The sequence below is a fragment of the Sorangium sp. So ce1153 genome, assembly GCF_051521595.1.
Classification (GTDB): Bacteria; Myxococcota_A; Polyangia; order Polyangiales; family Polyangiaceae; genus Sorangium.
Genome location: NZ_CP150361.1, coordinates 778,048 through 803,264 on the forward strand (window position 1 = coordinate 778,048; position 25,217 = coordinate 803,264).

14 protein-coding genes and 1 tRNA gene are annotated in these 25,217 nt (G+C 73.6%); 11 read left to right on the plus strand and 4 right to left on the minus strand.

Translation table 11 applies throughout. The annotated features are described in order from the left end of the window. Window positions 1-95: 95 nt before the first annotated feature. From WME85_RS02755 to WME85_RS02785, 7 genes are all read left to right on the plus strand, one after another. Window positions 96-419: a DUF2325 domain-containing protein gene (locus WME85_RS02755; RefSeq protein WP_061607824.1), complete on the plus strand. Its 324-nt coding sequence runs from the start codon at window positions 96-98 to the stop codon at window positions 417-419. After that, on the plus strand, window positions 416-1,459 hold the full coding sequence (locus WME85_RS02760) for a sulfate ABC transporter substrate-binding protein (RefSeq protein WP_437835072.1): 1,044 nt from the start codon (window positions 416-418) through the stop codon (window positions 1,457-1,459). Before WME85_RS02755 ends, WME85_RS02760 begins: the two co-directional genes overlap by 4 nt. A 57-nt stretch (window positions 1,460-1,516) precedes the next feature. Next, window positions 1,517-2,392, plus strand: a complete 876-nt coding sequence (cysT, locus tag WME85_RS02765) for a sulfate ABC transporter permease subunit CysT (RefSeq protein ID WP_437835074.1) — start codon at window positions 1,517-1,519, stop codon at window positions 2,390-2,392. Further along, the gene (cysW, locus tag WME85_RS02770; RefSeq protein WP_437835076.1) at window positions 2,392-3,297 is read left to right on the plus strand and encodes a sulfate ABC transporter permease subunit CysW; all 906 of its coding nucleotides are present in this window, start codon (window positions 2,392-2,394) and stop codon (window positions 3,295-3,297) included. Before cysT ends, cysW begins: the two co-directional genes overlap by 1 nt. Before the next feature lie 268 nt (window positions 3,298-3,565). After that, a complete protein-coding gene (locus tag WME85_RS02775; protein WP_437835078.1) occupies window positions 3,566-4,405 on the plus strand; it encodes a hypothetical protein in 840 nt (279 codons plus the stop codon). 154 nt (window positions 4,406-4,559) lie between these two features. Beyond that, window positions 4,560-4,631 (plus strand) — tRNA-Cys (locus WME85_RS02780). Between the two features lie 576 nt (window positions 4,632-5,207). Then, window positions 5,208-7,814 (plus strand): penicillin-binding protein 1A, encoded by a 2,607-nt coding sequence (locus WME85_RS02785; protein ID WP_437835080.1) that lies wholly within the window; start codon window positions 5,208-5,210, stop codon window positions 7,812-7,814. A 15-nt stretch (window positions 7,815-7,829) separates the two neighbouring features. Here WME85_RS02785 and WME85_RS02790 read toward each other — a convergent pair whose 3' ends face one another. Continuing rightward, the gene (locus tag WME85_RS02790) at window positions 7,830-11,531 is read right to left on the minus strand and encodes an AAA family ATPase (RefSeq protein ID WP_437835082.1); all 3,702 of its coding nucleotides are present in this window, start codon (window positions 11,529-11,531) and stop codon (window positions 7,830-7,832) included. Window positions 11,532-11,678: 147 nt separating this feature from the next. On the opposite strand from WME85_RS02790, the gene WME85_RS02795 reads away from it, so the two are divergent. After that, on the plus strand, window positions 11,679-14,939 hold the full coding sequence (locus WME85_RS02795) for a protein kinase domain-containing protein (RefSeq protein ID WP_437835084.1): 3,261 nt from the start codon (window positions 11,679-11,681) through the stop codon (window positions 14,937-14,939). Between the two features lie 21 nt (window positions 14,940-14,960). Here WME85_RS02795 and WME85_RS02800 read toward each other — a convergent pair whose 3' ends face one another. Then, window positions 14,961-16,670, minus strand: a complete 1,710-nt coding sequence (locus WME85_RS02800; protein WP_437835085.1) for a hypothetical protein — start codon at window positions 16,668-16,670, stop codon at window positions 14,961-14,963. A gap of 254 nt (window positions 16,671-16,924) precedes the next feature. Here WME85_RS02800 and WME85_RS02805 point away from each other — a divergent pair, with 254 nt between their 5' ends. The 3 genes from WME85_RS02805 to WME85_RS02815 all read left to right on the plus strand — a co-directional run bounded on the left by WME85_RS02805 (window position 16,925) and on the right by WME85_RS02815 (window position 20,071). Beyond that, complete coding sequence (locus WME85_RS02805) at window positions 16,925-18,325, plus strand: sigma 54-interacting transcriptional regulator (RefSeq protein ID WP_437835087.1); 1,401 nt, start codon at window positions 16,925-16,927, stop codon at window positions 18,323-18,325. A 360-nt stretch (window positions 18,326-18,685) separates the two neighbouring features. Next, window positions 18,686-19,225, plus strand: coding sequence for a hypothetical protein (locus tag WME85_RS02810; protein WP_437835089.1), 540 nt, complete (start codon window positions 18,686-18,688; stop codon window positions 19,223-19,225). Between the two features lie 189 nt (window positions 19,226-19,414). Further along, window positions 19,415-20,071: a hypothetical protein gene (locus WME85_RS02815; protein ID WP_437835091.1), complete on the plus strand. Its 657-nt coding sequence runs from the start codon at window positions 19,415-19,417 to the stop codon at window positions 20,069-20,071. A gap of 9 nt (window positions 20,072-20,080) precedes the next feature. Here WME85_RS02815 and WME85_RS02820 read toward each other — a convergent pair whose 3' ends face one another. Together WME85_RS02820 and WME85_RS02825 are read right to left on the minus strand one after the other, a co-directional pair. Next, window positions 20,081-23,662, minus strand: a complete 3,582-nt coding sequence (locus tag WME85_RS02820; protein ID WP_437835093.1) for an AAA family ATPase — start codon at window positions 23,660-23,662, stop codon at window positions 20,081-20,083. A gap of 51 nt (window positions 23,663-23,713) precedes the next feature. Next, window positions 23,714-24,835 carry a cytochrome-c peroxidase gene (locus WME85_RS02825; protein WP_437835095.1) on the minus strand — a complete coding sequence of 374 codons (1,122 nt, stop codon included), beginning with the start codon at window positions 24,833-24,835 and terminating at the stop codon, window positions 23,714-23,716. Window positions 24,836-25,217 lie beyond the last annotated feature (382 nt).

Genomic DNA, 25,217 nt, shown 5'->3' on the forward strand with positions numbered 1-25,217 from the left:
TATATTGACAGATCTCCCTTGCGCCCTCTGCTTTAGCGTGAGATATGTCCGTTATAGCGGCGCTACACCGCTGGATGTCGCAAGGAGACGGCGCGATGCGGATCACCTGGATCGGGGGGTTGGATCGCAATCAGGCCCAGCTGGAGCGGATGGCGTTGCAGGCGGGCCATCACCTGGAATTTCACACGGGCAACACCGGCGGCCGCGGCGCGGCCGAGCTGCGGGCGGCCATCGAGCGGGCCGATCTCGTGATCGTGTTGACCGACGTGAACAGCCACGGCGGCGTGCTGCTCGCGAAGAAGCTCTGCCAGAAGCTCGGGCGCGCGGCCTTCATGGCGCGCCGTATCGGCGCGTCGCGCTTCCAGCAGCTGCTCGACGCGCTCGCGCAGCGGGAAGCCCGGTTCCTGGCCACAGGATGACGGATCGAGGACACACGGCGATGCGATGCTGGATGATGATGCTCTGCTGCTTGCTGGCGCTCTCGGCGTGCTCGAAGGGAGACGCGAGCAAGTCGGGGTCAGTGCAGCTGCTGAACGTCTCGTATGACCCCACGCGCGAGCTCTACGAGGAGGTGAACGTCGCATTCGCGAAGCGCTGGAAGGAGCAGAGCGGACAGGACCTCACCGTCAAGCAGTCGCACGGCGGCTCGGGCAAGCAGGCCCGCTCCGTGATCGACGGCCTCGAGGCGGACGTCGTCACGCTCGCCCTCGCCTACGACGTCGATGCGCTCGTGGGGAGCGGCCGTGTCAAGGAAGGGTGGCAGGCGCGCCTGAAGGACAACAGCGCTCCTTACACATCCACCATCGTCTTCCTGGTGCGCAGCGGCAACCCGAAGGGCATCAAGGACTGGGACGATCTCGTGAAGGAGGGCGTGGCGGTCATCACGCCGAACCCGAAGACCTCGGGCGGGGCGAGGTGGAACTACCTCGCCGCGTGGGGGTACGAGCTGAAGCGCGCGGGCGGCGACGAGGCGAGAGCGAAGGATTTCGTCGGGCGTCTCTACAAGAACGTGCCCGTCCTCGACACGGGCGCGCGCGGCTCGACCACGACGTTCGTCGAGCGCGGGATCGGCGACGTCCTGATCGCGTGGGAGAACGAGGCGCTGCTCGCGGTGAAGCAGGCCGGCAAGGACAAGTTCGAGGTGGTCGTGCCCTCGCTGAGCATCCTCGCCGAGCCGCCGGTCGCGGTCGTCGACAAGGTGGTCGACAAGCGTGGAACGAGGCCGGTGGCGGAGGCGTACCTCAACTTCCTCTACACGGAGGAGGGGCAGCGCATCGCGGTGAAGCACTTCTACCGCCCGCGCGATCCGGCGATCCTCGGGGCGGCCGAGTCGGAGGGTGTCTTCCAGAAGGTCGCGCTCTTCTCGATTGACGAGGTGTTCGGCGGATGGCAAAAAGCCCAGAAGACGCACTTCTCCGACAGCGGCGTCTTTGACCAGATCTACCAGGCCGGCAAGTAAAATACCGTGGCTCTCCTCTGGCGGCGACAGAGCGTTCTGCCCGGCTTCGGGCTCGCGATGGGTATCACGGTAACGTACCTGTCGTTGCTCGTGCTGCTCCCGCTGTCGATGATCTTCCTCAAGACAGCGACGCTCCAGCCCGCCGAGATCTGGGCCGTGGTGACCTCGCCGCGCGCCATCGCCTCGCTGAAGATGAGCTTCAGCGCGTCGATCATCGCGGCGGGCATCAACGCCGTCTTCGGCGTCCTCGTGGCGTGGGTGCTCGTGCGCTACAGCTTTCCGGGCAAGTCGATCGTCGACGCGCTCGTGGACCTGCCCTTCGCGCTGCCGACGGCGGTCGGCGGCATCGCGCTCACGGCCATCTACGCGCAGCAGGGGTGGGTCGGGCGGTTCCTTTACCCGCTCGGCATCCAGAGCGCGTTCAGCCGCCTTGGCGTGGTCATCGCGCTGACCTTCGTGGGCCTCCCGTTCGTCGTGCGGACGGTCCAGCCGGTGATGGAGGAGCTCGAGGTGGACCAGGAAGAGGCGGCGGCGTCGCTGGGCGCGGGCCGCTTCCGGATCTTCCGCAGCATCCTTTTGCCGTCGCTCTGGCCGTCGATCCTCACCGGGTTCGCGATGTCGTTCGCGAGGGCGTTCGGCGAGTACGGGTCGGTCGTGTTCATCTCCGGGAACATGCCGCTGAAGACCGAGATCACGCCGCTCGTGATCATGACCAAGCTCGAGCAGTACGACTACGCGGGCGCGACGGCGCTCGCGCTCCTGATGCTGCTCTGCTCCTTCGTCCTGCTCTTCTTGATCAACCGGCTCCAGGCCTGGAGCGGCGCGCGCATGTCGTCGCGGAGCCCGGTCGAGGCGCCGCGCCCCGCGACCGCGGGGGCCGGCGCGCCCGGCGCGCCTGGCGCGGGGGCCGGGGCACCCGGGGTCGCGTCGTAATGGCGGGCGCGGCGGGCAAGCTGCGGGTGAGGTCGCGCGGCGCGGTGCGCGGCGCGACGTCCGAGCCCACGCTGGTGCGCTGGGCGCTCACGGCGGTGGCGCTCGCGTTCCTCGGGTTCTTCCTCTTCCTGCCGGTCGTGGTGGTGTTCATCGAGGCGCTGAAGGACGGCCTCTCGGGGTACTGGCGGGCGATCACCGCGCCGGACGCCGTGGCCGCGATCGAGCTGACGCTGACGACGGCGCTCATCGCGGTGCCGCTCAACCTGGTCTTCGGCGTGGCCGCGGCGTGGGCGATCGCGCGCTTCGAGTTCACCGGCAAGAGCCTGCTCGTCACGCTCATCGACCTGCCGTTCGCGGTCTCGCCGGTGATCTCCGGCATGATCTTCGTCCTGCTCTTCGGGGCGCAGGGGGTGTTTGGCCCCTGGTTCATCGAGCACGACCTCCGGGTGATCTTCGATCGTCCCGGGATCATCCTGGCGACGACGTTCGTGACCTTCCCGTTCGTCGCGCGCGAGCTCATCCCGTTCCTGGAGAGCCAGGGGGCGGACGAGGAGCACGCGGCGCTGTCGCTCGGCGCGAGCGGGTGGAGCATGTTCTTCCGCATCACCCTCCCCAACGCGAAGTGGGGTCTGCTCTACGGCGTGGTGCTCTGCAACGCGCGGGCGATGGGGGAGTTCGGCGCCGTGTCGGTCGTCTCGGGCCATATCCGGGGTCAGACCAACACGATGCCGCTGCACGTCGAGGTGCTCTACAACGAGTTCCACTTCTCGGCGGCGTTCGCCGTCGCCTCGCTGCTCGTGCTCCTCGCGCTCTTCACGCTCGTGGTGAAGCGCGTCATCGAGCACAGGGCGCAGCGAGAGGCCGCGCCGGAGCTCGACCCGACCGCGAAGGCCGGCGCGCAGTAACGCGCTCGCCGGGCGCCCTCCGCGCGCGAGCTCGCGCGGGGCGCGGCGCGCACGGAAGGTCGAGGGCGGCTGGAGGACCGGGCACGAGGAGGAGCGAAGGGCGCCCGGCGCTTGTCTGGAGCCGCCCCGGCGCGGCGGATCGGGCGCGGCGCGGAGAACAGCGGATCTCGGCGCGTCGATCTGCGTGAGCGCGGCGACAGGCGCGCTGCCGGGCCGCGCCCAGCTTGCGATGGGCCCTTGGAGCTCCAGGTTGGAAGGAGGGGGGCACATGGGGTTCTTGGAAGCCATTGGGCGTGCGTTCGGGGGAGTCCTGTCTCCGCTCGTGTGGCAGGGCAGCCTGCTGCGGGGAGCGAGGCTGTTCCACGCCGACGGCGTGGTCTACTGCGCGGCGGTGAAGGCGCTCGCGGTGGAGGGCGAGGTCGGCGCGCTGGCGGAGCGGCTCGCGGGGCCGGCGCTCGTGCGGCTGTCGAGCGCGTTGTGGCGCTGGCGGGGCGGCAGGAGCGAGCGCCGCCCGGACGTGCTGGGGGTCGCGGTGCGCTTCCGGGCCAGCGAGGAGGTGACGCCGGTCGCGAGCGAGCGAGATCAGGACCTGCTCTTCCTGAGCGCGCGCCGCTTCTCGCTGCTCCCGATCGCGCTGTTCACGACGAAGACGCGCGACTTCCTGGCCAACGACTACTATACGCAGCTGCCGTTCGAGGTCGAAGGCTTCGGTCGAGCGGAGTTCCGCCTGGTGCCGCTGCGCGCAGAGACGGAGGAGGCCAATCGCCTGGAGAGGCTGGAGCGCGCTGCGGCGTCGGGGGTCGCGCTGCTGCGGCTCGAGATCAGGCGGGGGAGGACGCGCGGGAGGTGGATGGCAGTCGGCGATATCGAGCTGTACGAGCCGGTGGACATCGACCAGACCGCCCTCCGGTTGGATCCGTTCCATACGGGGCGGGGGATCGTGCCGAGGGGGCTGCTGCAGGCCACGCGGCTGGCGACCTACACCGCGAGCTACCTCGGGCGAGTGCTGGGGGTGCGGGGCAGGAGGGGGGCGAGCACGGCGAGCACGGCGAGCACGGCGAGCACGGCGAGCACGCGAGGACGGGCGCGGCGGGGCGGCGGGCGCTAGCGAAAGCGGGCGCGGGAAGCCCAGGGACAAAGGCCGGCGGCGGGTGGAGTGCTATCCGACGAGGTGGCTCGGCTGCATAAAATGGGGTCGGTGTGCCGAACGCGTTGACAGCTGGGCAGAAATGAGGCATGACCTCCCGCCGCTTCGAACAGTCGGTGAGGTAGCCAAGTGGTTAGGCAACGGTTTGCAAAACCGTTATACGCGGGTTCGAATCCCGTCCTCACCTCCGCAAGGACGACAGTCCGACCCGAGCGTTGCCTGAACGTCGATTGACATGCCGCCGAGCGAGGCGTGCGGGAAGCGATGCCCGTGGCTGGATCGGGCGTCGCTGGACGCCCTGAGCCCCCGGGCTCGCGACTCCCCTCCGGCTTCGGGCCGATGGGCCTCGCTCCGGGAGCTGCCCTGTCAGGCCATCCATGTCCTGGGATGGCACGCTCGACGAGCGTCGTGCGCCGTACCGAGCTCGCCAGATACCCGATCACGGGGCGACATGGGCAGGCATCGAGCGCAGCACCGGAACGTCGCTCCCTTGACGTTGCGTATCGCAGCGCGCGAGCAACCGCCACGAACAAGCGTCCTTCCCACTCGTGGTGATCGACAAGGCGCTGCTCGCCGGCACCTCGCTCGAGGGCAAACGGACGAGCTACAAGTGGAACATCCACGGACCGCCGCCCTCCGCCGCACCCTGAGCACGTGGTACCGTGGCGCGGCAATTTCACCTCCACCTCGATCCGGGCGCCGTGACGGCGCCGCTGACCCCGCGCGCTGACGCATGGCCTCGGACTTCCCGCGAAAACCCGCCGTGCCGCCCCAGGAGCCCGGCGGTCGACCCGCCCCGCTGGAGCCCACGCTGCCGTACGACCCTGGCGCGGCGAGCTCCGCGCCGCCGAGCGACCGCGCGCCGACGCGCGTGTGGTCGCCCCCGCAGCCGCCGCAGGCGCCGCCGCCCCAGCACGCGCCGCCGCCCCAGCACGCGTTGCCGCCCCAGCACGCGCCGCCGCCCCAGCGCGCGCCGCCGCCCGCACCCGCGCCCGGGCTCCCGCTGCGGGCGCGGGTGGGCACGGCGCTCCGAGCGCTCTTCGCGGCGCTCCGCGCGCTGTTCCAGCGAAGGCCGGGCGGCGCGGGGCCCAGGCCGCCACGCCGCGCGCAGCTCTTCCGCTGGGGGAAGCGGCTCGCGATCGCCCTCGCCTGCCTCCTCGCCGCCGCGACGATCGCCTTCTTCCTCGTCGTCCGCCACTACGAGAGCGACCTGCCCACCACGGCGGAGCTGAAGAATTACAACCCGCCACAGGTGACGCGGTTCCTCGCGCGCGACGGCACGGTGATCGGCGAGCTCTTCGTCGAGCGCCGGACGCTCGTGCCCGTCACCGAGATCCCGCCGGCGATGAGCCTCGCGGCGCTCGCGGCCGAGGACGCCAGGTTCTACAAGCACGACGGCCTCAACTACCTCGGCATGCTCCGCGCGCTGATCGTCAACCTGCGCTCCGCGGAGGCGCGCCAGGGCGGCAGCACGATCACGCAGCAGGTCGTGAAGAACGTGCTGCTCACGCACGAGCGCACGCTCGACCGGAAGGTCCGCGAGCTGCTCCTCGCCCGCCGCATCGAGCAGGAGCTCACGAAGGACCAGATCCTCGAGCTCTACCTGAACCACATCTACTTCGGCCACGGGCGCTACGGGGTCGAGGAGGCGGCGCGGTTCTACTTCGGCAAGAGCATCCGCCAGGTGACGCTCGCCGAGGCGGCGCTCCTCGCGGGCATCGTGAAGGGACCCTCCATCTACTCGCCGCGCGTGAACACGGAGCGCGCCGAGAAGCGCCGCGCCTTCGTGCTCGGGCAGATGCGCGAGAAGCGGTTCATGCCCGCCGCGCAGATCGACGCCGCCCTCGCGGAGCCGATCCGCCTCGCCCCGGAGCCGGAGCACTCGGACGAGCTCGCGCCGGAGGTCCTCGCCGAGGCCGAGCGCGCGCTGCGGCAGGCCGTCGGGCCCGACGCCAGGTACGGCGGCTACACGGTCGTGACGTCGATCGATCCGAAGATGCAGGCCGCGGCGCGCGCGGCGGTGCGCCAGAACCTCGACGCCTACGCCGCGCGGCACGGCCTCGTCGCGCCGTTCGCCCGCGCCAAGGGCGATCCGGCGCCGTTCCAGGGCGCGCCCAGGGATCCGAACCGCGCCTACCTCGGCGCGGTGACCGGCGCCGACGACGCGCGCGGCACGCTGGCGATCCGCGTGGGCACGGCGCAGGGCACCGTCGACCTGCGCAAGGAGCGCCGGTACAACCCGCGCGGGCTCCCGCCGAGCCGCTTCGCCGAGATCGGCAAGGTGCTGCGCGTGCGCTTCGCGGGCGACCCCGGGGCCGGCAAGCTCCAGCTCGACCTCGCCCCGCAGGGCGCCCTCATCGCGATAGATTCGCGCACGCGCGAGATCCTCGCGCTCGTCGGCGGCTACGAGGGCGTGCGCGGCGGGCTCGACCGGGCGAGCCAGGCGCACCGCCAGCCGGGGTCGACGTTCAAGGCCCTCGTCTACGGGTACGGCATCCACGCGCGCAAGCTCACGGCCGCGTCGATGCTCGAGACGAACCCGGAGGCGCTCGAGGGCTACCAGCCAGGCAACTACGACGAGAGCGAGGGGCAGAGCCCGAAGCGCCTGCGCGAGGCGCTCGCGCACAGCGTGAACGTGGCCGCGGTGGCCGCGCTGCGGGACGTCGGCCCCGAGGCCGTGGTCGCGTGGGCGCGCGAGCTCGGGATCACCTCCAAGCTCGGCGCCGACCTCTCGCTCGCGCTCGGCTCGTACGAGGTGACCCCGCGCGAGATGGCGGGCGCCTACGCGACGTTCGCGGCGGGCGGCACATACCAGGAGCCCGTCCTCGTGACGAGGATCACGGGGCCGCGCGGCGAGGCGCTGCCCGCGCCGGCCCGGCCCCCGCCGCGCCCGGTGATGACCGCGGCCGAGGCGTACATCACGACGGATCTGCTCACGTCGGTCGTCAAGGTCGGCACCGCGAAGCAGGCGCTCTCGCTGCGCCGGCCGATCGCGGGCAAGACCGGCACGACCAACAACGCGAGGGACGCGTGGTTCGTCGGCTACTCGACCGACGTCGCGTGCGCGGTGTGGACCGGCTTCGACGACGCGACGCCGCTCGGCGCGCGCGAGGTGGGCAGCAGCGCCGCCCTGCCGGCCTTCGTCGCGTTCATGGAGAAGGCGCACGCGGGGCGGCCGGCGACCGACTTCCCCGAGCCGCTCGGGATCGTGCGCCTCGACATCGATCCAGAGACCGGCACGATCGCGATGCCCGGCCTGGAGAATGCGGTGCAGGAGGTGTTCCTCGAGGGCACCGAGCCGACCGGCGTCGCGCTGCCCGACCCGGCCGCGGTGGGGCAGGGGATCCTGGACCTGTTCAAGCCGCAGTAGCCCCGCGGCGGCGCGCTACGCGACGTCCTCCCGGCTCATCCTGAGCAGCCACAGCGGCGCGAGGGCCTGCGACAGGCTCCTCACCAGCGCCGACTCGGCGTACCCCATCACGTAGTCCTCGATCTCGATCGGCGCGGCCCTGCCCGGGCGGCGCGGCGGGTCGAACCGGATCCGCCGCACCACGGGCAGGAGCTCCGCCGGGTTCGGCGGCAGCGCGCGCCCGCGCCGCGCCGCCTCGTCGAACGCCGCCTGCCGCTCGAGGTGCTCCCGGACCGCGCTCGCCGGCGAGAGGCCGTGCCCGGCCGGCAGGACGCGCACCCGCACCACCTCGGGGCCGCGCGCGAGCGACGTCCAGACGTGCGCGCCCGTCTCGAGCTCGAAGAAGTCGCGCACGCACAGGCCGACGACGCCGAGGACGAGGAGCTCGGGGCCGCGCGCGAGCGCCGCGTCGAGCCCCGCCGTCCCGCGGCCCTGCTCGACCGCGCGCGCGAGCGCCTGGCGATCGCCGTCCGGCGCGCGGCCGGAGGGGGCGGCCGCCCACCCCTCGACCTCGCCCCCCGCCTCGCCGTACGCGCGCGCGAGCGCCTCGAAGAGCCCTTCATCCGGCGTGTGCGGCGTGTGTGGCGCGGGCGCGCCGGAGCCTCCGGACGGCGCCTCCGCGAAGCTCGCGGCGCGGAGCAGCTCGATCAGGACGGCGTGCTGGCCTGGCTCGTCCACCTTGCGGAGCGCGCGCCGGAGCGCGTGGCCCTCCGCGATGCACTCCAGCACCTCCTGCTTCGCCAGCCGGCGCAGCGGGCCCGGCTGCTGGCGCCGGTGGAACAGGCGCACCCGGGAGCGGCTCCACTCGTCTTCCACGGTCACATAGCTGAACCGCCGCATCTCGAGGTCGAGGTGCTGCTGCTCGTCGTCGTCGCCGCTCCGGCGGCGGGCGAGCTCGATCCGCTCGCGGAACGCCTGGATCGCGCCGCGCATCGCGTCGAGGTTGTAGACCGCCTCCGCGTGCTCGTGCGCCTCGGGCCCCTCCGCGGCCGTCCGGCTGTGCTCCGTGAGGTGGTAGCGGATCCGCTCCGAGAGGCGCGCGAGGCCGTCGCTCCGCTCGAGGGCGTCGACGAACTCGAGCAGCGGCGAGAGCTCCGCCGTGAGCGCGTCGAGCGGCCTCGCCAGGTGCGGCGCGAGCGCCCACGCCGCGGCCGCGGGCTCTGCCTCCACGAGCGCCTCGCGGTGCAGCACGAAGGGGGACGGGGAGAGGGAATCGGCGGAGTCAGAGGCCGCCGGCGTGGGCGGTGCGACCGGCGCGGGGGGAGCGGCCGGCGCGGGGGGCGCGGCGCCGGCCGCGCCCTCCGCGCCGGCCACCTCGCGCGTGTGGATGCGGAGCACCTGCATCGCGGCGGGCGCGCCGCTGGCGAGCGCGTTGCTGAGCAGCGAGCCGATCTCGTCCTCGATGAACCGCTTCACCGAGCGGGCGCCGTCCTCGGCCACGAACGCCTCGCGCGCGATCCGCTCGGCCACGCCGGCGCCCCGGCGCACGAAGACGCTCCGCTCGGCGAGCCCGCGGCGGCAGAGCAGCCGGTCGAGCTCCTTCTCGGCGACCCGCGCCGCCACCTCGGGCGTCAGCGGCCGGAACGGCACGACGCGATCGATCCGGTTGAACAGCTCGGGCGGGAAGAACTCGCGCACGGCCCGCGCGACCTCCTGGGCCGACTCCTCGGCGATCGCGCGCGCCCGCGCCTCCGAGAGGCCGGCGCCGCCGAAGCCGACGAGCGCCCTGGGTCGCGCGCCGAGGTTCGAGGTCATCACCACCACCGCGTGGTTGAAGTGCGCGGGCCGCGCCGCCGCGTCGGTGAGCCGGCCGTCCTCGAAGAGCTGGAGCAGCAGGCTGTGCACCGACGGGTGCGCCTTCTCGATCTCGTCGAGCAGCACCAGCGAGAACGGCTGCTCCCGCGCCCGCTGCGTCAGGAGCCCGTCGGGCGCGTAGCGGTCGCCGATGAGCCGCGCCGGCGCGTCGGGGCCGCTCTGCTCGCTCATGTCGAAGCGCAGGAGCCGCGACGCGCTGCCGTAGATGAGCTCCGCCATGCGCCTGGCGAGCTCGGTCTTGCCGGTCCCCGTCGGCCCGGTGAACAGGTACACCCCGTAGGGACGCCGCGGATCCACGAGGCCTGCCTTGATGCGCGCCACGAGGTCCGCCGCGGCGCGCACGGCCTCGGGCTGGCCGATGACCTGCCGGCCGAGCTCCTCCTCCAGCGCGCCGGCGTCGAGGGGCTCGTCGCCGCCGAGCAGGAGCCGCGGCACGCCGGTCTTCTGCGACAGCAGCCTGAGCACGTCCTGCGAGTCGATCGGCCGCGGCCTGCGCGCCCTGGCCTGCTCCGCGCCGGGCGCGGGCCCCCCGCCCGCGCGGACGACCTCGCGCAGGAGGTCCATCGCCTTGCCCGGCAGCGCCTGCGCCGAGAGGAGCGAGCCGCCGAGATCGAGGATCGTCCGCAGCACGTACGGGCTCACGCGGGCGGCGTGGCGCTGCTCGAGGGCGCGGACCTCCCGCACCATGAGGCGGAACGTCTCGGAGGGCGTCGCCTCGGGGAGGAAGAGCGGCGTGAACAGGGCCGCGAACGACGGGGACTCCTGCTCGAGGAGCCGGAACGCCTCGGGCGAGCACTCGCCGACCATGACGAGCTCGCGGCGCGAGAGCGGGCCGCGGAAGAAGTCGGCGAGCGACCGCTCGCTCTCGCGCGACCTGCCGATCCGGCCGAAGTGGTGGAGGTCGTCGACCACGAGGATCGCGCCGCGGCTGCGCGCGTCCTCGGCGAGCTCGACGCACCGCTTCTCCCAGTCGCCGAGGTGGCTCATCCCGGCGATGATCCTGCGGCCGCTCACGGCGACGACGTCGCGCGCGCGGTCGAGGTTCCTGTGCGCGCCGTACCCGTCGGCCTCGAGGAGGTCGAGCACCGCCCGGTGGATCAGCGTCGTCTTGCCGCACCCTGGCGGGCCGATGACGATGACCGGCTGGGCCCTGCCGGCGCCGAGCAGCAGCGCGAGCTGCTCGCGCTGCGGCGACCGCGGCACGCCCCCGTCGAGGTCGCCCTGGGCCGCGCGCTGCGTGAGGCTCACGCCGAGGCTGGGCAGCACCTTGAGGCCCCGGCGCTTCTTCCAGCGGAACGCCGGATCGGCGCCGGTGTCGTCGTCGCCCGGCCGGTCCGGCAGGTCCGCGAGCGCCGAGCGCGGGGTGCACGAGAACGACAGCGTCGTGAGGCGCTCCTTGCCCCGGCTCCAGAGCAGCGCGATCTCGTCGTCGTCGAGCGCGGCCCACGCGACCTGGAAGAGCGCGCGGAGCTGCTCCTCGAGCGGGAGCTCGTCGCGGATCGGCGCCGCGTCGCCCTGCCGGGCGGGGTGGTAGGCGAAGACGATGCGCTCGTGCTCCGAGGCCCAGCGCGGCTCCAGCACGACGGGGCAGAGCCCGCTCACCTTGCGGCGGTCGGCGAGGCCGGCGCCGGACAGCGTGAGCTCGAGGCGCACCTTCTCGAGCCGGATGCCGCGCGGCATCTCGAAGCGCGCGAGCTCCGCCGCGCGGGCCTTCTCGAAGACGGGCCTGAGCTCCTCGACGAGCAGGCGCCGCACGCGCTCCGGGTGCCGCCCCTCGCGCGACCGCGTGCTCGGTCCGAGGCCGAGCGTCACGCACTCGACGTTCGTGGTCCGCCGCTCGAAGAGCGGGATCGTGAAGTGCACGGCGGCGAGTGTAGTTGAGATTCGGCCGGCCCCGGCGCCATCTGCCTCCTCAGCGGCTCGTTTTCTCGGGTGATCGTGGCCTCGGCGACCCGGCGCGGCCGGCCGCGCGGGCTCCTCAGCGCGCGGGCTCCGTGGCATCCTGAGGGCGTGCAGGAGCCGTCGCCGCCCGGGCTGGGGCTCGTCGAAGGCATCGTCTTCGCGGGCCGCTACCGCGTGCTCCGGCGGCTCGGCGCGGGGGGCATGGGGGCGGTCTACGAGGCGCTGCACGCGCAGACCGACCGGCGGTGCGCGCTCAAGGTCATGCACCCGCACATCGCCGAGCGGCAAGACCTGCGCGACCGGTTCGCGCTCGAGGCCAGGGTCGCGGCGCGGGTGGGGGGCGGCGGCGTGGTGGACGTGCTCGACGCGGGCGTCGACGAGGCGACCGGCGCGCCGTTCCTCGTCATGGAGCTCCTGCGCGGAGAGGACATGAGCCAGCGGCTCAGGCGGCTGGGCCAGCTCTCGCCGGGCGAGGCGGTGAGCACCCTGCACCAGACGGCGGCGGCGCTCGACACGATGCACCGGGCGTCCGTCATCCACCGCGATCTGAAGCCGGGGAACCTGTTCCTCGCCGAGCAAGGCGGGCAGGCGCGGATCAAGGTGCTCGATTTCGGCGTGGCGAAGCTCATGGCCGAGGGGACCATCACCGGGACGGCCACCGCGGTGGGGACCCCGCTGTACATGGCGCCGGAGCAGCTCCAGGGCGCGAAGGTGACGGCCGCCGTGGATCGGTATGCGCTGGGGATGATCGCCTATACGTTCCTCACGGGAGAGGCGTACTGGGCGCAGGAGCTCGCCCAGCACGACAACCTGCTCGCGTTCGCGCTCGTCACGGTGCGCGGCCCGAGGGAGCGCCCGAGCGCGCGCGCGGCGAGGCGCGGCGTGGAGCTGCCGCCCGCCTTCGACGCCTGGTTCGTGAAGGCGACGCGGGTCGATCCGTCGGGCCGCTTCGCGAGCGCGCGGGCGGCGATCGAGGCGCTCGCGGACGTGTGGGGCATCGACGTGCCCCGCGGAGGAGACGAGGACGCGGCGGAGGCGGGCGGCGAGCGCGCGGCCGAGGTGGGGACGGGCGCGGCGGAGGCGCGCGTCGGCGACGAGGGCGACGAGGGCGACGGCCGGACCGTGACGGCGGACGGCGGCGGCGCGCCCGCGGTCGAGCGAAGCTCAACGGCGCAGGTCGACGGCCTCGCGGCGCTCGCGCCGACGGAGCGCGCGCCGGTCGCGGCGCTCGGGCCGACAGAGCGCGCGCCGGTCGCGGCGCGCGGGCGCGCGCCATGGAGGCGGCGCGCGCTGGGCGCGGGCGGCGCGCTGGCCGTGGTGATGGCCGGGGCCAGCGCGTGGCTCGGCGCCGGCGCGCGGCCGCGGCAGGACGCGGGCACCCGCTCGCACACGGCGCCCGCCGCGGCCGCCCCGCTCGCGGCCCCCGCGTCGGTGCTCGCGTGTCCGATCCTGGAGGCCTCGGGCGTGGAGGCGCCCGCCGGGTGGCTCGGCGCGGCGGCGGCGGGCGCCGTGTGCGAGCGGGCGCGCGTGATGCTCGGCGGCTCCTCGTCGCACACGCTGGTCCCGGCCGAGCTGCTGTCGCTCCCGGCGCAGCTCGTGGACCGGTTCCCCGAGGATCCCTACGCCGCCCCCGACGCGCGCGCTGCTTCGATCGACGCCGCGCGCCGGCGGGCGGCGGCGTACGCCGACGGCGAGGTCGTCCGGGAGGGCGCCGGCTTCCGGATCACGCTCGTCCTCCGTCGGCCCGACGGGTCCGAGATCGATCGCGCCGCCGGCACAGGGCGCGCCCTCTACGAGGCCGTGCGGGACGCGATGACGCCCCTCGCCGAGCGGGGCTCGCTCCCGGTGGCGCCCGCGCTCGATCCCACCGTGGCGGATTTTTCGCGTGCTCGTGACATCGGCGGCGGCCTCGCGCTCCTCGATCTCGCCCTGGCCATGAGCAACAACGCGGGCGGGCTCGCCGAGGAGTGCTCCCGGGTCGCGGCGAGGAGCGCCGAGCTCGCGGAGATGGGGCCCGGCGAGCGCTGGCGCTGCGCCTACACGCTCGGCCTCCCGCTGCCGCAGGTGGAGCTGCCTCCCTCGGACGCCGCGTCACCGGGCGGGCTCGCCGCGCGCGCGCGCGTCGAGAACAACACGCGATCCGCGGACGATCCGGCGCTGATCGCCGAGCTCGATCGGCGCTTCCGGCGCGAGGCCACGGCGCTCGGGCGCTCGACGCTCGCGGCGACCCTCTCGTGCCTGCTCCAGCCGTCCGACCCGAAGCGGGCCGAGGAGATGGCGATGCTCGCGGTGCAGGCCGAGCCGAAGAACCCGATCGGCGAGTTCTGCTCGCCCTGGCTCCAGCTCCTCGCGGTGACGCAGGGCACCTCGAGCGCGGCGGTCGCGCTGCGCGCGATGCAGGCGTGGGCGCCGTGGAACAGCTACGGGTGGCTGTTCCACGCGAAGAGCTCGGGCGACAGGGCCGCCGCGCTCGCGTACGCCCGGCGCGCCCATGCGCTCTCGCCGCTCGACACGTACGTGGCCAGCGCGCTCGCCGACGCCCTGCTCGTCTCCGGGGCGCGCGAGGAGGTGCGTGGCATCGCGCTCGCGCTCGCGGGCGGTGGCTACCCTGTCCACCGCCTCCGCAGCGACCTCCTCCTCCTCCGCGTCGAGGCGAGCGAGGCCCGCTTCGGCGCCGCGCTCGCGCGGGCGAGGCAGGCCATGGTCGTCTCCGCCGACGACGCCGGGTGGCTCCGCGTGGAGCGCTTCGAGATCGCCTGGCACGCGCTGCAGATCGCGCTCGTCCTCGGCCGCGCGCGGGAGGTCGCGGACGCCATCGTGGAGCGCTTCCTGGACCCCGATCCCCCGCCGCTCGACGTCGTGCACCTCGACGTGCCGCTGCGCCTGCCGGCGGTCTGCGCGCACGCCTCGCCCGCCGTCTCCCGCCGCTGCTTCAGCCGGTTCCGGGCGCTCCAGCAGCCCCTGTCGTACAGCGCGCTCCCGGACGCGGACGCCTTCACGACGGGGGCCGAGCGCTATGCCACCGGAGATCTCGCGGGCGCGGCGCGCGCCTTCCGCCCCCTGCTCCGGACGCCGGGCCCGTTCGTCGAGGTGCTCGCCGGGCCGATGGCGGAGGCCTTCGAGCACACGGGGGAGATCGAGCTCGTCGACCGCCTGGAGGCCTCCGTCGCGGACCGCTCTGCGGAGCAGAACGGGGCGAGCCTCGCGCTGGTGCGCGCCGCGCGCCGCGCCGCCCGGCGCGGCGACGGCGAACGGGCGCGGGCCCTCGCGAAGCAGGTCCTCGACGCGTGGTCCGTCGCCGACGAGCCCGTCCCCGCGGTGGCGGAGATGCGCCGGCTCGTCCAGGCGACGCGCGGCGCGGGGCGGTGAGCCGGGCGCGCGGCGCTCGTCTCAGTCGCAGGTCCGACCGCACACGCTCTCCACCTCGCCGACGCAGACGCTGTCCCAGGCGGTCGTGCAGCAGTAAGGGTCCGCGGCGCAGAGCTCCCAGATGCAGGCGCTCGAGGTGTCCGGCTCGGGCTCGCATCGGCTGCCGGTGGTGCAGAGCGGGTGAGAGCAGTCGCCCTCGCGCATGCGGCACGCCCAGCTGTCCGCCACGCTCTCGACCTCGCTGACGCAGACGCTGTCCCAGGCGACCGCGCAGCAATAGGGATCCGCGGCGCACACCGCCGTCACGCTCGGGCTGCACCACTTGTCGAGCGCCGCGCCTGTCGCGCACTTGTCGTGGGCGCACACGGTCGCCCAGCCCTCCGGCCCGCTGGCGAGATCGCTCGGGTCGTTGAGGAAGGCGGTGATCCCGTGCTCCCATCGATAGGTGCTGGAGGGCTGCTCCCTGCAGTCGAGATAGGCCGACTCCGGGGCGGGGCTCGTGCCCGCGCAGACAGGCGTGCACAGCTCGACGCCCCCGAGCGGGACCCCGCTCTCGCAGACGTGGAGGGCGGGGCTGAGCGAGCGGCAGGGGCGGGGCTGGGCGTCGAGCTCGCAGTCCCGCGCCGGACCCGCGCAGAACCGATCGGTGAAGTACGCCTCGCCCGCTGACCAGATCTCGCTGTAACAGGCGTGTCGCCCGTCGTCATCGCCTACCGCTGCATGGCTCGCCGGCGGCGCCTTGAAGATATCCCCGTAGAACGCGCCCTCCGCATAGGTGAACACCTCCCGCTCCGCGGCCGGATACGTGATGGCGGCGCCGGGAGGGGCCGCGACGGCGCCGGGGGAGACAGGGCCCTTGCCGGCCGGCGCCACCATCACGCTGAAGTACGTGTGGTCGAGCCGCCCGCTCGGGGCAGCGCCCACGTCCCAGGGGCACGTGAACTCGATGGGATCGCCCTCGCCGAACCCTCCCACGAAGCCCGCATAGTGGAACGGATAGCCCGGGGGGCTCGAGATGTCGGGCTGGTCACGATCACAACCGTGGATGCCCTTGCAGACGCGCGCGATCACCGGAGCTCTGCGCTCCAGGCGCACGCGCGCGCCGCGCTGGCAGATCCCGACGTAGGCCGCTGTCCAGCCGCAGTTGCCCTCGAGGGTGGTCTCGCCGAGGCTGCAGGCGCGGAAGCTCTGGATCGGAGACCCATCGCGGAGCGCGCGTTGGACCGGCACCGCGCCGAGGAGCGTGGGTATGCCGTCCTGACCGCGAAGCGAGACAGGGACGCGCCTGCCGAGCGCGTTCACCCGCGCAAGGACGCAGGCGGAGACGGCCTCGAGGCACCCGGGCTGCGCCGGGTCCTTCATCCAGTCCCCCAGCGCGGATGTAGCGCCGCAGAGCCCGAGCTCACCGCTCCAGGTGAGGCCCCCGACGCTGACGGACACGTCCGAGTCGATGGCGCACCCGACGATGTACTTCAGGAGCTCATTCTCGCTCTCAGGGGATCCCGTCGTGAAGCCGGCGCCGGGGCCCCGCTCCTCGAGGATGACCTCGAGGGCGGGCACGAGCGCGACGCCGCTCGACTGCAGCCGGTTCAGGAAGCCGAGGTTCCGCGGGACGGCTTCGGTGCTGAGCCCATTCTGCGGCATCCTGGTCCTGGCCGAGGCTTGCTGCGTCCAGGCGGCGAGGGCGACGGGTACGAGCGCGAGCGAGACGAGGAGACATCGAAGGATCATGCGCCCCTCCATTACAAGGCCCGTGCCTACAAACAAGGCCCGTGCCTACAACGCCCATGACCGCCGGTCCGGCGCGCCCCGGCGCGTGACCGGGTTGTGGTGCCAGCGTCGCGCCGGCCGCGTTTCCTCGACGCCCGATCCCCGATCTTGCGGGAAACACCTCGAATTATCCGGCGTCGCTGCCAGCCGCGCGCCGCGGGCCGCCTTGTTGACGGCCGGGCGGAGGCTGGGTAGCGGAAGCGGAGGAAGCGCCGATGCCCTGGGTCCCTGACAGCGGAACGATCTCCGCCACGCCGGCTCTCCCGGCGGCGGCGGACGGCGCGTCGGGCGCGCACCTCTTCCTGGTCCTCGAGAGCCACCGCCCGCTCGCGCCCCCCGCCCGCGTGGCGCTCGCCGGCCTCGGCGAGATCGTCGTGGGCCGCGGCCCCGCGCGCTCGATCGAGGCGCGGACCGCGGACGGCGTCCCCGGCCTGGTCGTGCGCGCGCCCGATCCCTGGCTCTCCTCGACGCACGCGCGCGTGGTACGGGTGCTCCAGCGCTGGATGTTCGAGGACGCCGGATCGAAGAACGGCAGCTCCGTCAACGGCGCCAGGGTACAACAGGCCGAGCTCCGCGACGGCGACGTCATCGAGCTCGGGCACACGTTCATCATCTTCCGCGCCGCCTTGCCGAGCGCGCCGGGGGCGCCGGCGGTGTTCGACGCGTCGGCGCTCGACGGGGCGGCGCCCGGCCTCGCGACGCTGCTCCCCCCGCTGGGCCGCCAGTTCGCCCAGGTCGCGCCGATCGCGCGCTCGACGATCTCGGTGCTGATCGAGGGCGAGACGGGGACGGGCAAGGAGGTGGTCGCGCGCGCCCTCCACGCCCTCTCGGGCCGGCCCGGCAATTTCGTGGCGCTCAACTGCGGCGCGCTCCCCCGCGAGCTCGTCGAAGGGGAGCTGTTCGGCCATCGCCGGGGCGCGTTCTCCGGCGCGACCGAGGATCGCGTCGGCCTCGTGCGCAGCGCCGATCGCGGGACGCTCTTCCTGGACGAGATCGGCGACCTGCCCGCGTCGTCCCAGGCGGCGTTGCTGCGGGTGCTGCAGGAGCGCGAGGTGCGCCCCGTGGGCGGCACGCGCGCCGTGCCGGTCGATCTCCGGGTCATCGCCGCCACGCACCGGCCGCTCGATCGGATGGTCGCGTCCGGCGATTTCCGCGCGGATCTGCTCGCGCGCCTCACGGGCCACCGGCTCGATCTGCCGCCGCTGCGCGACCGCCGCGAGGACCTCGGCCTGCTCGCCGCCGCGCTGCTGCGCCGCCTCGATCCGGCGGGGGCCGCTCGGGTGCAGCTCCACCCGAGCGCGGCGCGCGCGCTGCTCGGGTATTCATGGCCCGGGAACGTCCGGGAGCTCGAGAAGTGCCTGGAGACGGCCGTGGTGCTCGCCGGCGAGGCGAAGCGGGTGGAGCTGGAGCACCTGCCCGAGGCGGTGCGGCGCGCGAGCGCCGAGGCCTCCCGGTCGGCGAGCGAGGACGAGGCGCGCCGGGAGGAGCTGCTCGCGCTCCTGCGCGAGCACCGGGGCAACATCACGCGCGTCGCGGACGCCATGGGCAAGGCGCGGATGCAGATCCAGCGCTGGCTCAAGCGCTACGGCATCGATCCAGAGGAGTTCCGCGGCTGAGCGCCGGTGCAACGGGTGCAACACCCGGTGTGCGCCCCGCGAACGCGCCGACCCCGCGCCCCGAGCTGCCGCGCCCGGGGGGCGGCAGCGTGCAACCGGTGCAACAGGTGCTTCGGGCGCAGATTCCACGTCGAGACCGGGGTGATCCGGCAGAGACCTCGTGAGCGCGCGCGAGCGAAGGACGCCTCCTGCGATCCAGCAAAGGGAAGCGACAGCGGCGCAATGACGGTCGGGCGCTGCGCCGCGCCGGCTCGGGTCTGTCCGGAAATGGTGTTGGCGCGAGCCGTGCAATGTCCGCGGCACGATCGCACGAGAGCGATCGTCCACTGCAACCAGCCCCATGGGTACGGAGAGATCCTCATGAAAAGCATTCGCGTCCTCGCTCGGGTCCTGATCGGTCTGGCCACCGCAGCAGCGTCCTTCAGCGCGCTGGGTACATCGCCGGCCGACGCGCGCGAGCCCACGCACGCCACGGCCTGCCTCTTCGAGACCGACTATGTCGGCGACTATGGGGTCGGTCCCGACGGCATCTCCAACCGCAGCGGGGGCTTCGCGTGGTCCACCGCGCGCAATGTTTACTGCCCCATCTCGACGGCGCTCCGCGACTCCGGACAGCCGATCTTCGTCGATGGCTACGACGGGAACAACGAGGGCAACGGTCAGGTCACCGCCCGTGTCTGCATGACGTCATGGGCGGGCGGCGCCGCCGTTTGCGCGGCCCCCGGCGAGATCACGCACGGCACCGAGACCGGCTTCATCGTCGGGCGCAGCGTCGACGCGCCCAACATCAACCACCTCAGGAATCCGGGGCTGGCCGACAACTACCCGGTGCTCGTCGTCTCGCTCCCGCGCACCGGCATCGGGGGTGCCAGCAGGATCAGCGGCATCCAGACCTGGTGAGCAGGCCGCGAGCGCCGCTCGCTCGATGATCCCTCGAGAGACCGCGCGTGATGGGCGCCCCGTCCCCGCCGCGATCGAGCGCTGATGGAACGCGCAGCGCAGAGCTCGGCCGGGGCGGGCTCGCCTCGATGCTCATCGACCGGACGACCTCCGGGAGCCTTCGTTCATCGATCGTGGAGGAGAAGCACCATGTCGCACGTCCATCGTTTCTCGTCGCTGCTTCGCGTGGTGTCGCCGGCCGCCGTGGGCGTCGCCGCTGCCGTGATCTCGTCGTTCGTGCTCGCCCCGAAGGCGGGCCGCCCGGCTTCCGCCGCCGCGGCCGCGACCGCTGGCGAAGCTCGACCGCTCGCGGCGCTGCCCACGAACGCTGGGGTCATCCCGACGGAGGAGCGTGCCTCGACGGTTCAGGCTTCCCCGCCCGTGGCGCCTTCAGAACGCGCGCCGGAGCCTCCGCCCGCGGCGCGGCCTCCGCCCGACGCCGCCGAGATCGAGGCCGAGCGCGGGCGCGTGATCGCCGAGCAGCGCGAGCGGATCGCGCGGCTCGAGGCCGAGCCGCTCGACGACGCCTGGTCGAGCGGCGCGACGGAGACGATCCGAGCAGAGATCGCGCGCGTCGCGGAGGACTTCGAGCACGCCGGGAAGGTCGAGCGGCTCTCGTGCCGGACGTCCGGCTGCGTCGCGACGCTCGAGTTCGCGAGCTTCGCGGAGGCGCAGGCGGGGTACATGCGTTACCTGACGAACGCGCTCGGGATGCGCTGCGCGCAGAGCGCCGCCCTGGATGTGCCGGAGGACGCGACCCAGCCCTTCCAGGTGGACATCGCGTTCACGGACTGCGCGCGCCGGTGAGGGAGCTCGTCAGTCCGGGCGCTCGTCGTCCTCGCCCGCGCTGAAGTACGCGCTCCGATCCAGCCCGCTCCCCTCGTCCTCGAACAGGAGCAGGTGCGACAGCGCGACCTCGTCGAGGCGCTCCCAGTACCAGCCCGGATCCATCGCGATCCGCGCCCGGCGCCCCGCGATCAGCACCGCGCCCTCGACCTCGTCGTGCTCGCGCGCCGTCGCCCCGCGCCGCCGCGCCGCGGCCGAGCCGGCGGGGGGCGGCGCGAGCGACCGGTGCTCCCACTGGTCCTCGGCGATGTCGGCCGCGTGCGCGACGAAGTGCACGAACACGTGCAGGCGGCCGTCGTTTGACGCGTCGCGCGCCGCGCCCGCCTCCCGCTTGCTCACCACCAGCTGGTGGAGACCCCGCTCGAGCGACAGGAACGCGCCCGCGTACGCGCCCGTGCAGCGGAGGAGCACGCTCCGGAACCCGCGCTTCGGCCGATCGAGCGCCTCGAGCACGTCGCCCGGCGCGCGCGGCGGGCCCCACCGGCGGCTCGCGGGCCAGGCCGCGTCGCCGGGGCCCGCCCGGTCGCCGTCGATGTGCAGCGTCGCGCTCCACCCGCGCCTCGGGAGCTCCTTCAGCATCGGCGCGAGCCACCGCTCGAACGCCCCCTCGTCGAGCTCCTCCAGGATCAGCGTGATCGCGTCGCGCCGCGACTCCGTCGCGACGAGCGCGCGCGGCAGCACCTCGCGGAAGCCCTGGCGCGCCGCGCGCGCCTCGCCCGCGAGCTCGCGCACCTCCTCGCCCTCGAGCAGCGCCATCAGCGCGAGCTCCTCGACGCTGTGCATCTCCTCCTGCGCGCGCGCGAGCCGCCCCCAGAGCTCGCTCAGCCGGTGGTGCTCGGCCTGCAGCGCCGCCGCGTCGAGCTCCTTCCGGCGGTCGCGCGACGGCCCAGTCGCGAGGCTCAGCTGGGTCAGCAGGAAGTCGATCTGCTCCCGGAGCTGCTCGATCGGCCCGAGGCCCATCCACAGGTCCACCTCGCGCCGGAGCTCGCCGACCTGCTCGACGCCGAACGCCTGCTGCGCCGCACGCGCCGCGCGCCGCCGCCGCGCCTCGAGGCGGAGCGCGGCGGTCTCCGCGCGGCCGATCACGGCGCCCTCGGACGACGGCGCCGCCGCCTCCGGCTCGCCGGCCTCGGTGACCCACACCGTGAGCTCCCGCGCTTCGCCGCCGAGCCCCGCGAGCAGCCGCGCGAGCGGCGCCGCCAGGTGCTCCTCGATGTGGCGCCGCAGCGCCCGCGCGCCGTACGCCGGCGCGTGGCCGTCCTCGGCGAGCCTCGCGAGCGCCCGCGGCGACACCTCGAGCGCGACCCCCGCCTCCGAGAGCCCGCGGCGCTGGCTCAGGCGCTGCGTCGTGAGCCGGGCGACCTCGGCGAGCTCTTCGCGGGTCAGCGATCGGAACGGCACGACGCGGTCGATGCGGTTCACGAACTCCTGCCGGAACGCGCCCGCGACGACGCGCTGGTAGTGCGCCTCGTCCAGCGCGGCCCGGTCCTCCGGGGAGCCCGCGCCCGGCCCGCCCGAGAACCCCGCCTGCCCGCGCCGCTCCGCCGCGCCGAGGTTCGACGTCATGATCACGATCGCGTTGTGGAAGTACGCCGTCCTGCCGCGCGCGTCGGAGAGGCGCCCCTCGCCGAGCACCTGGAGCAGCAGATCGAAGACGGCCCGGTGGGCCTTCTCGATCTCGTCGAGCAGGAGCACGCAGAACGGCTGCTCGCGCACGCGCTGCGTGAGCAGCCCGCCCGCGCCGTCCGTCCCGCGGATCAGGCGATCGGCCGCGCCCTCGCTCGCGAACTCGCTCATGTCGAACCGCGAGAGCCGGTCGGGCGAGCCGAAGAGCAGGCCGGCGAGCGCGCGGGCGAGCTCGGTCTTGCCCACGCCCGTCGGCCCCACGAAGAGGAACGCCGCGAGCGGCTTGTCCGGCGGCGAGAGGCCCGCCTTCACCACGGCGATCGTCTCGGCGAGCGCGCGCACGGCGCGCTCCTGCCCGACGACGCTCGCGCCGAGGTCGCGCGCCACGCGGTCCACGCGGAGCGGCAGATCGTCGCGCAGCAGGAACGCGGGCATCCCGGTGCGCGTCGAGAACAGCTCGTGGAGGTCGCTCCGCCCGAGCGTGACCGGCTCGCCCTGCGCGGTCCGCTCCCGCTCGTGCACGGTGCGCAGGTCCTCGTAGAGCCGGACGGCCTTGCCCGGGAACGCGCTGTAGGGGAGGTAGCGCTCCGCGAGATCGATGAGCGCCGTCAGCGCGTCGCCCGCGACCGCCGGGCGGTGCGGCTCGACGCGGGCGTCGCGCGCCGCGCGCTCGGCGAGCGCCTTGCGGGTGTCCGCGGCCGAGAGCGGGTCGACCCGGATGCGGCTCAGGCCGGCGAAGAAGGCCCAGTGCCGGCCCTCGAGCGCGTCGAGCCGGTCGTCGCGGAGCTCGCACACGACGCGCACGCGCCCCTCGTCGAGGTAGGGCCGCATCGCGCCGGCGAGGTCGACGTGGCCGCCGTCGACCCGCTCGGCCAGGAGGTCGTCGAGGTTCTCGAAGTACAGCACCGCGTCGAGCGCGGCGGCGGCCTCCATCACGCCGTGGATGCGCTCCTGCCACTGCCCGAGCCCGCTCATGCCCGCGATGAGCTGCGCGCCCGAGGTCGCGTAGACGAGCCGCGTCTGGCGGGCGACGTAGGCCTGCATGAGCGCGGTCTTGCCGGCGTGCTCCGGCCCGACGATCAGCACGCCGAGGCGCTCCTCGCCGTCGAGCAGGGCGGCGAGGCGCGCGAGCTCCGCGTCGCGGCAGGCGAGCGGCGGCGCCGCGAGCGGGCTCCGCTGCGCGGCCACGTGGAGCGGCGTCGCGACCGAGACGAGCGCGTCCACGGCCTTCTTCCGCCGCGCGCGCTCGGCGATGGAGACGCCGCGCTGGCCGTGCTGCCCGCGCTCGGGCTCGGGCAGCGGGGCGTGGAGCACCTCGAGGCGGTGCGCGCTCCCGGGCAGGAGCCCCAGGTGCTCCCACGTCGACAGGTCCTGCGAGGCGAGGAGCCGGCGCACCTCGTGCCGGATCGCCGGCTCGATCGGCTCGCCCGCCTCCACGTGGAACGCGTGGCCGAGGCTCGGCACGAGCACCCATGCGTCGTGCTCGCCGCGCGCCGGCGCCGCCTGCGCCGCCCGCGCGCCGGCGGGCACGACGACGCAGGGGAAGCTCACGGGCACCTCGCGCCGCAGCTTGCGCGGCAGGTCGTCGCGCGGGACCGCGACGTCCACGGAGAGGAGCTCTGTCCCCTGCGGGAACGAGAGCCGGGAGATCGCCTCGGGCTGGGCGCGCGCCGCGTGCTCGCGCAGGAAGAGCTGCTGCTCGACGAGGACGTCCTCGTCGCGGCCGAAGCTCGCGGCGTCTGGCGCCGCGACCGGGAAGGCGAGGCACGCGCCGTCGAACCGCTCGCGCACGAAGACGAGCGCCCGCGCGGTGCGCCCGTCGCGCGCGCTCGCTGCCTCGTCCTGATCGGCGCTCGCCTCGCCGGCGCCCGCTCCGTCCTCAGGAGCGGGCGCGGATCGTCCGTCGTCGCCGGAGTTCGTGCTCATCCGAGGGGGCGGAGCAGACCTGATCCGCCCTCTCGGCGCAATCGGATCAGCTCACGTGGGGTCGGCCTTGGGCGTGGCCGGCGTGCTCTTGGGCAGCTCGGGCTTCTTGATGTACTCGGTCGGGAGGTCGCCGGTGAGCGCCTTCAGGAAGGCGACGACGGCCTTCACCTCCTCGGGCTTGGCCTCCACGCCGAGCTGGTGCCACGCCATCTTCGTCACGGTCTCGTCGAGCGTCGCGAGCGAGCCGTCGTGGAAGTAGGGGAAGGTCTTCTCGACGTTCCGGAGGCTCGGGACGCGGAAGAAGAACTTGTCCTTCTCGTCCTTCGTGAAGTCGAAGCGCCCGTTGTCCTTGAGGTTGGCCCACTCCTTCACGAGGCCGAGCTTCTGGAAGGTCGAGCCGCCGACGGCGACGCCCGTGTGACAGGTCGGGCAGCCGAGCGAGATGAACTTGTGGAACCCGGCCTTCTCCTCGGCGGTGAGCGCCTTGTCGTCGCCGCCGAGGTACTTGTCGAAGCGCGACGGCGTGACCAGGCCGCGCTCGAACGCGCCGATCGCCTTGGCCATGTTGTCGTAGGTGATCGGCTCCTTGTCCTCGGGGAAGGCGGCCTTGAAGAGGTTCACGTACTCGGGGATCGACTTGAGGGTCGTGATGACCCGCTTCTCGTCCGGCATGGCCATCTCGACGGGGTTCAGGATAGGCCCCTTGGCCTGGTCCTCGAGCGTGGCCGCGCGGCCGTCCCAGAACTGCGCGATGTGGTGGCCCGCGTTGTAGGCGGAAGGCGAGTTCCGGCCGCCGAGCTGGCCCTTGTGCCCGGACGAGAAGGACTTGTTGTCGACCCCGTAATTCGAGAGGTCATGACATGAGTTGCAGGAGATATCCTGGTTCTTCGAGAGGCGGTTCTCGTACCAGAGCATCCGGCCCAGGGTCACCTTCTCATCGGTGATCGGGTTCTTGTCGTACTCGAACTTGGCGGGGAGGACCTTGAAGGACTTGACGTCGTTCGGATCGAAGACGAGCGGCTTCAGCTCGCCCGCGCCCGCGCCCGCGGAGGCGGCGGGCTTGCCCGTGGTGGAGGCCTTGGGGGCCTGATACTCGTACTCCGCCGACCGGTCGCACGCGCCCAGCCCGGCGGCGACGAGGAGCACACTGATGAGAGATGAGGGCCAACGCATGATGTCTCCTGGCTCGTGAGGACGGGGTCCACGGTAAAGAGGGCCGCCCTGAACGTCAACGCGCGCCGCCGCGCCGCCGTGTCGCCGCGGCGCGGCGATCGTGGCCGCCGTCGCGCTGCGGCGGTCGTCGCCGCGGCCGCGCCTCGTCCGCCGCGTCCGCTGGCTGCCAGGCGTGCTGCGCGGCGGTCCTCGCGAGGGGCGCCTGGCCGGGGGAGGCGTGTTACCGGGAGGTTGCAACTCCTGGTCTCGAAGGTAGCGCAATGGACGCTGAACTGCCTCCCGAGCGCTCATCTACCCCCAGGTACGCTTTCCCGTATCCCCTTGCTTTCTCTTGTCGCCGTGCGCGCGGCATTGCGGGCGGCGCGCGCGCCATTGCGGGCGG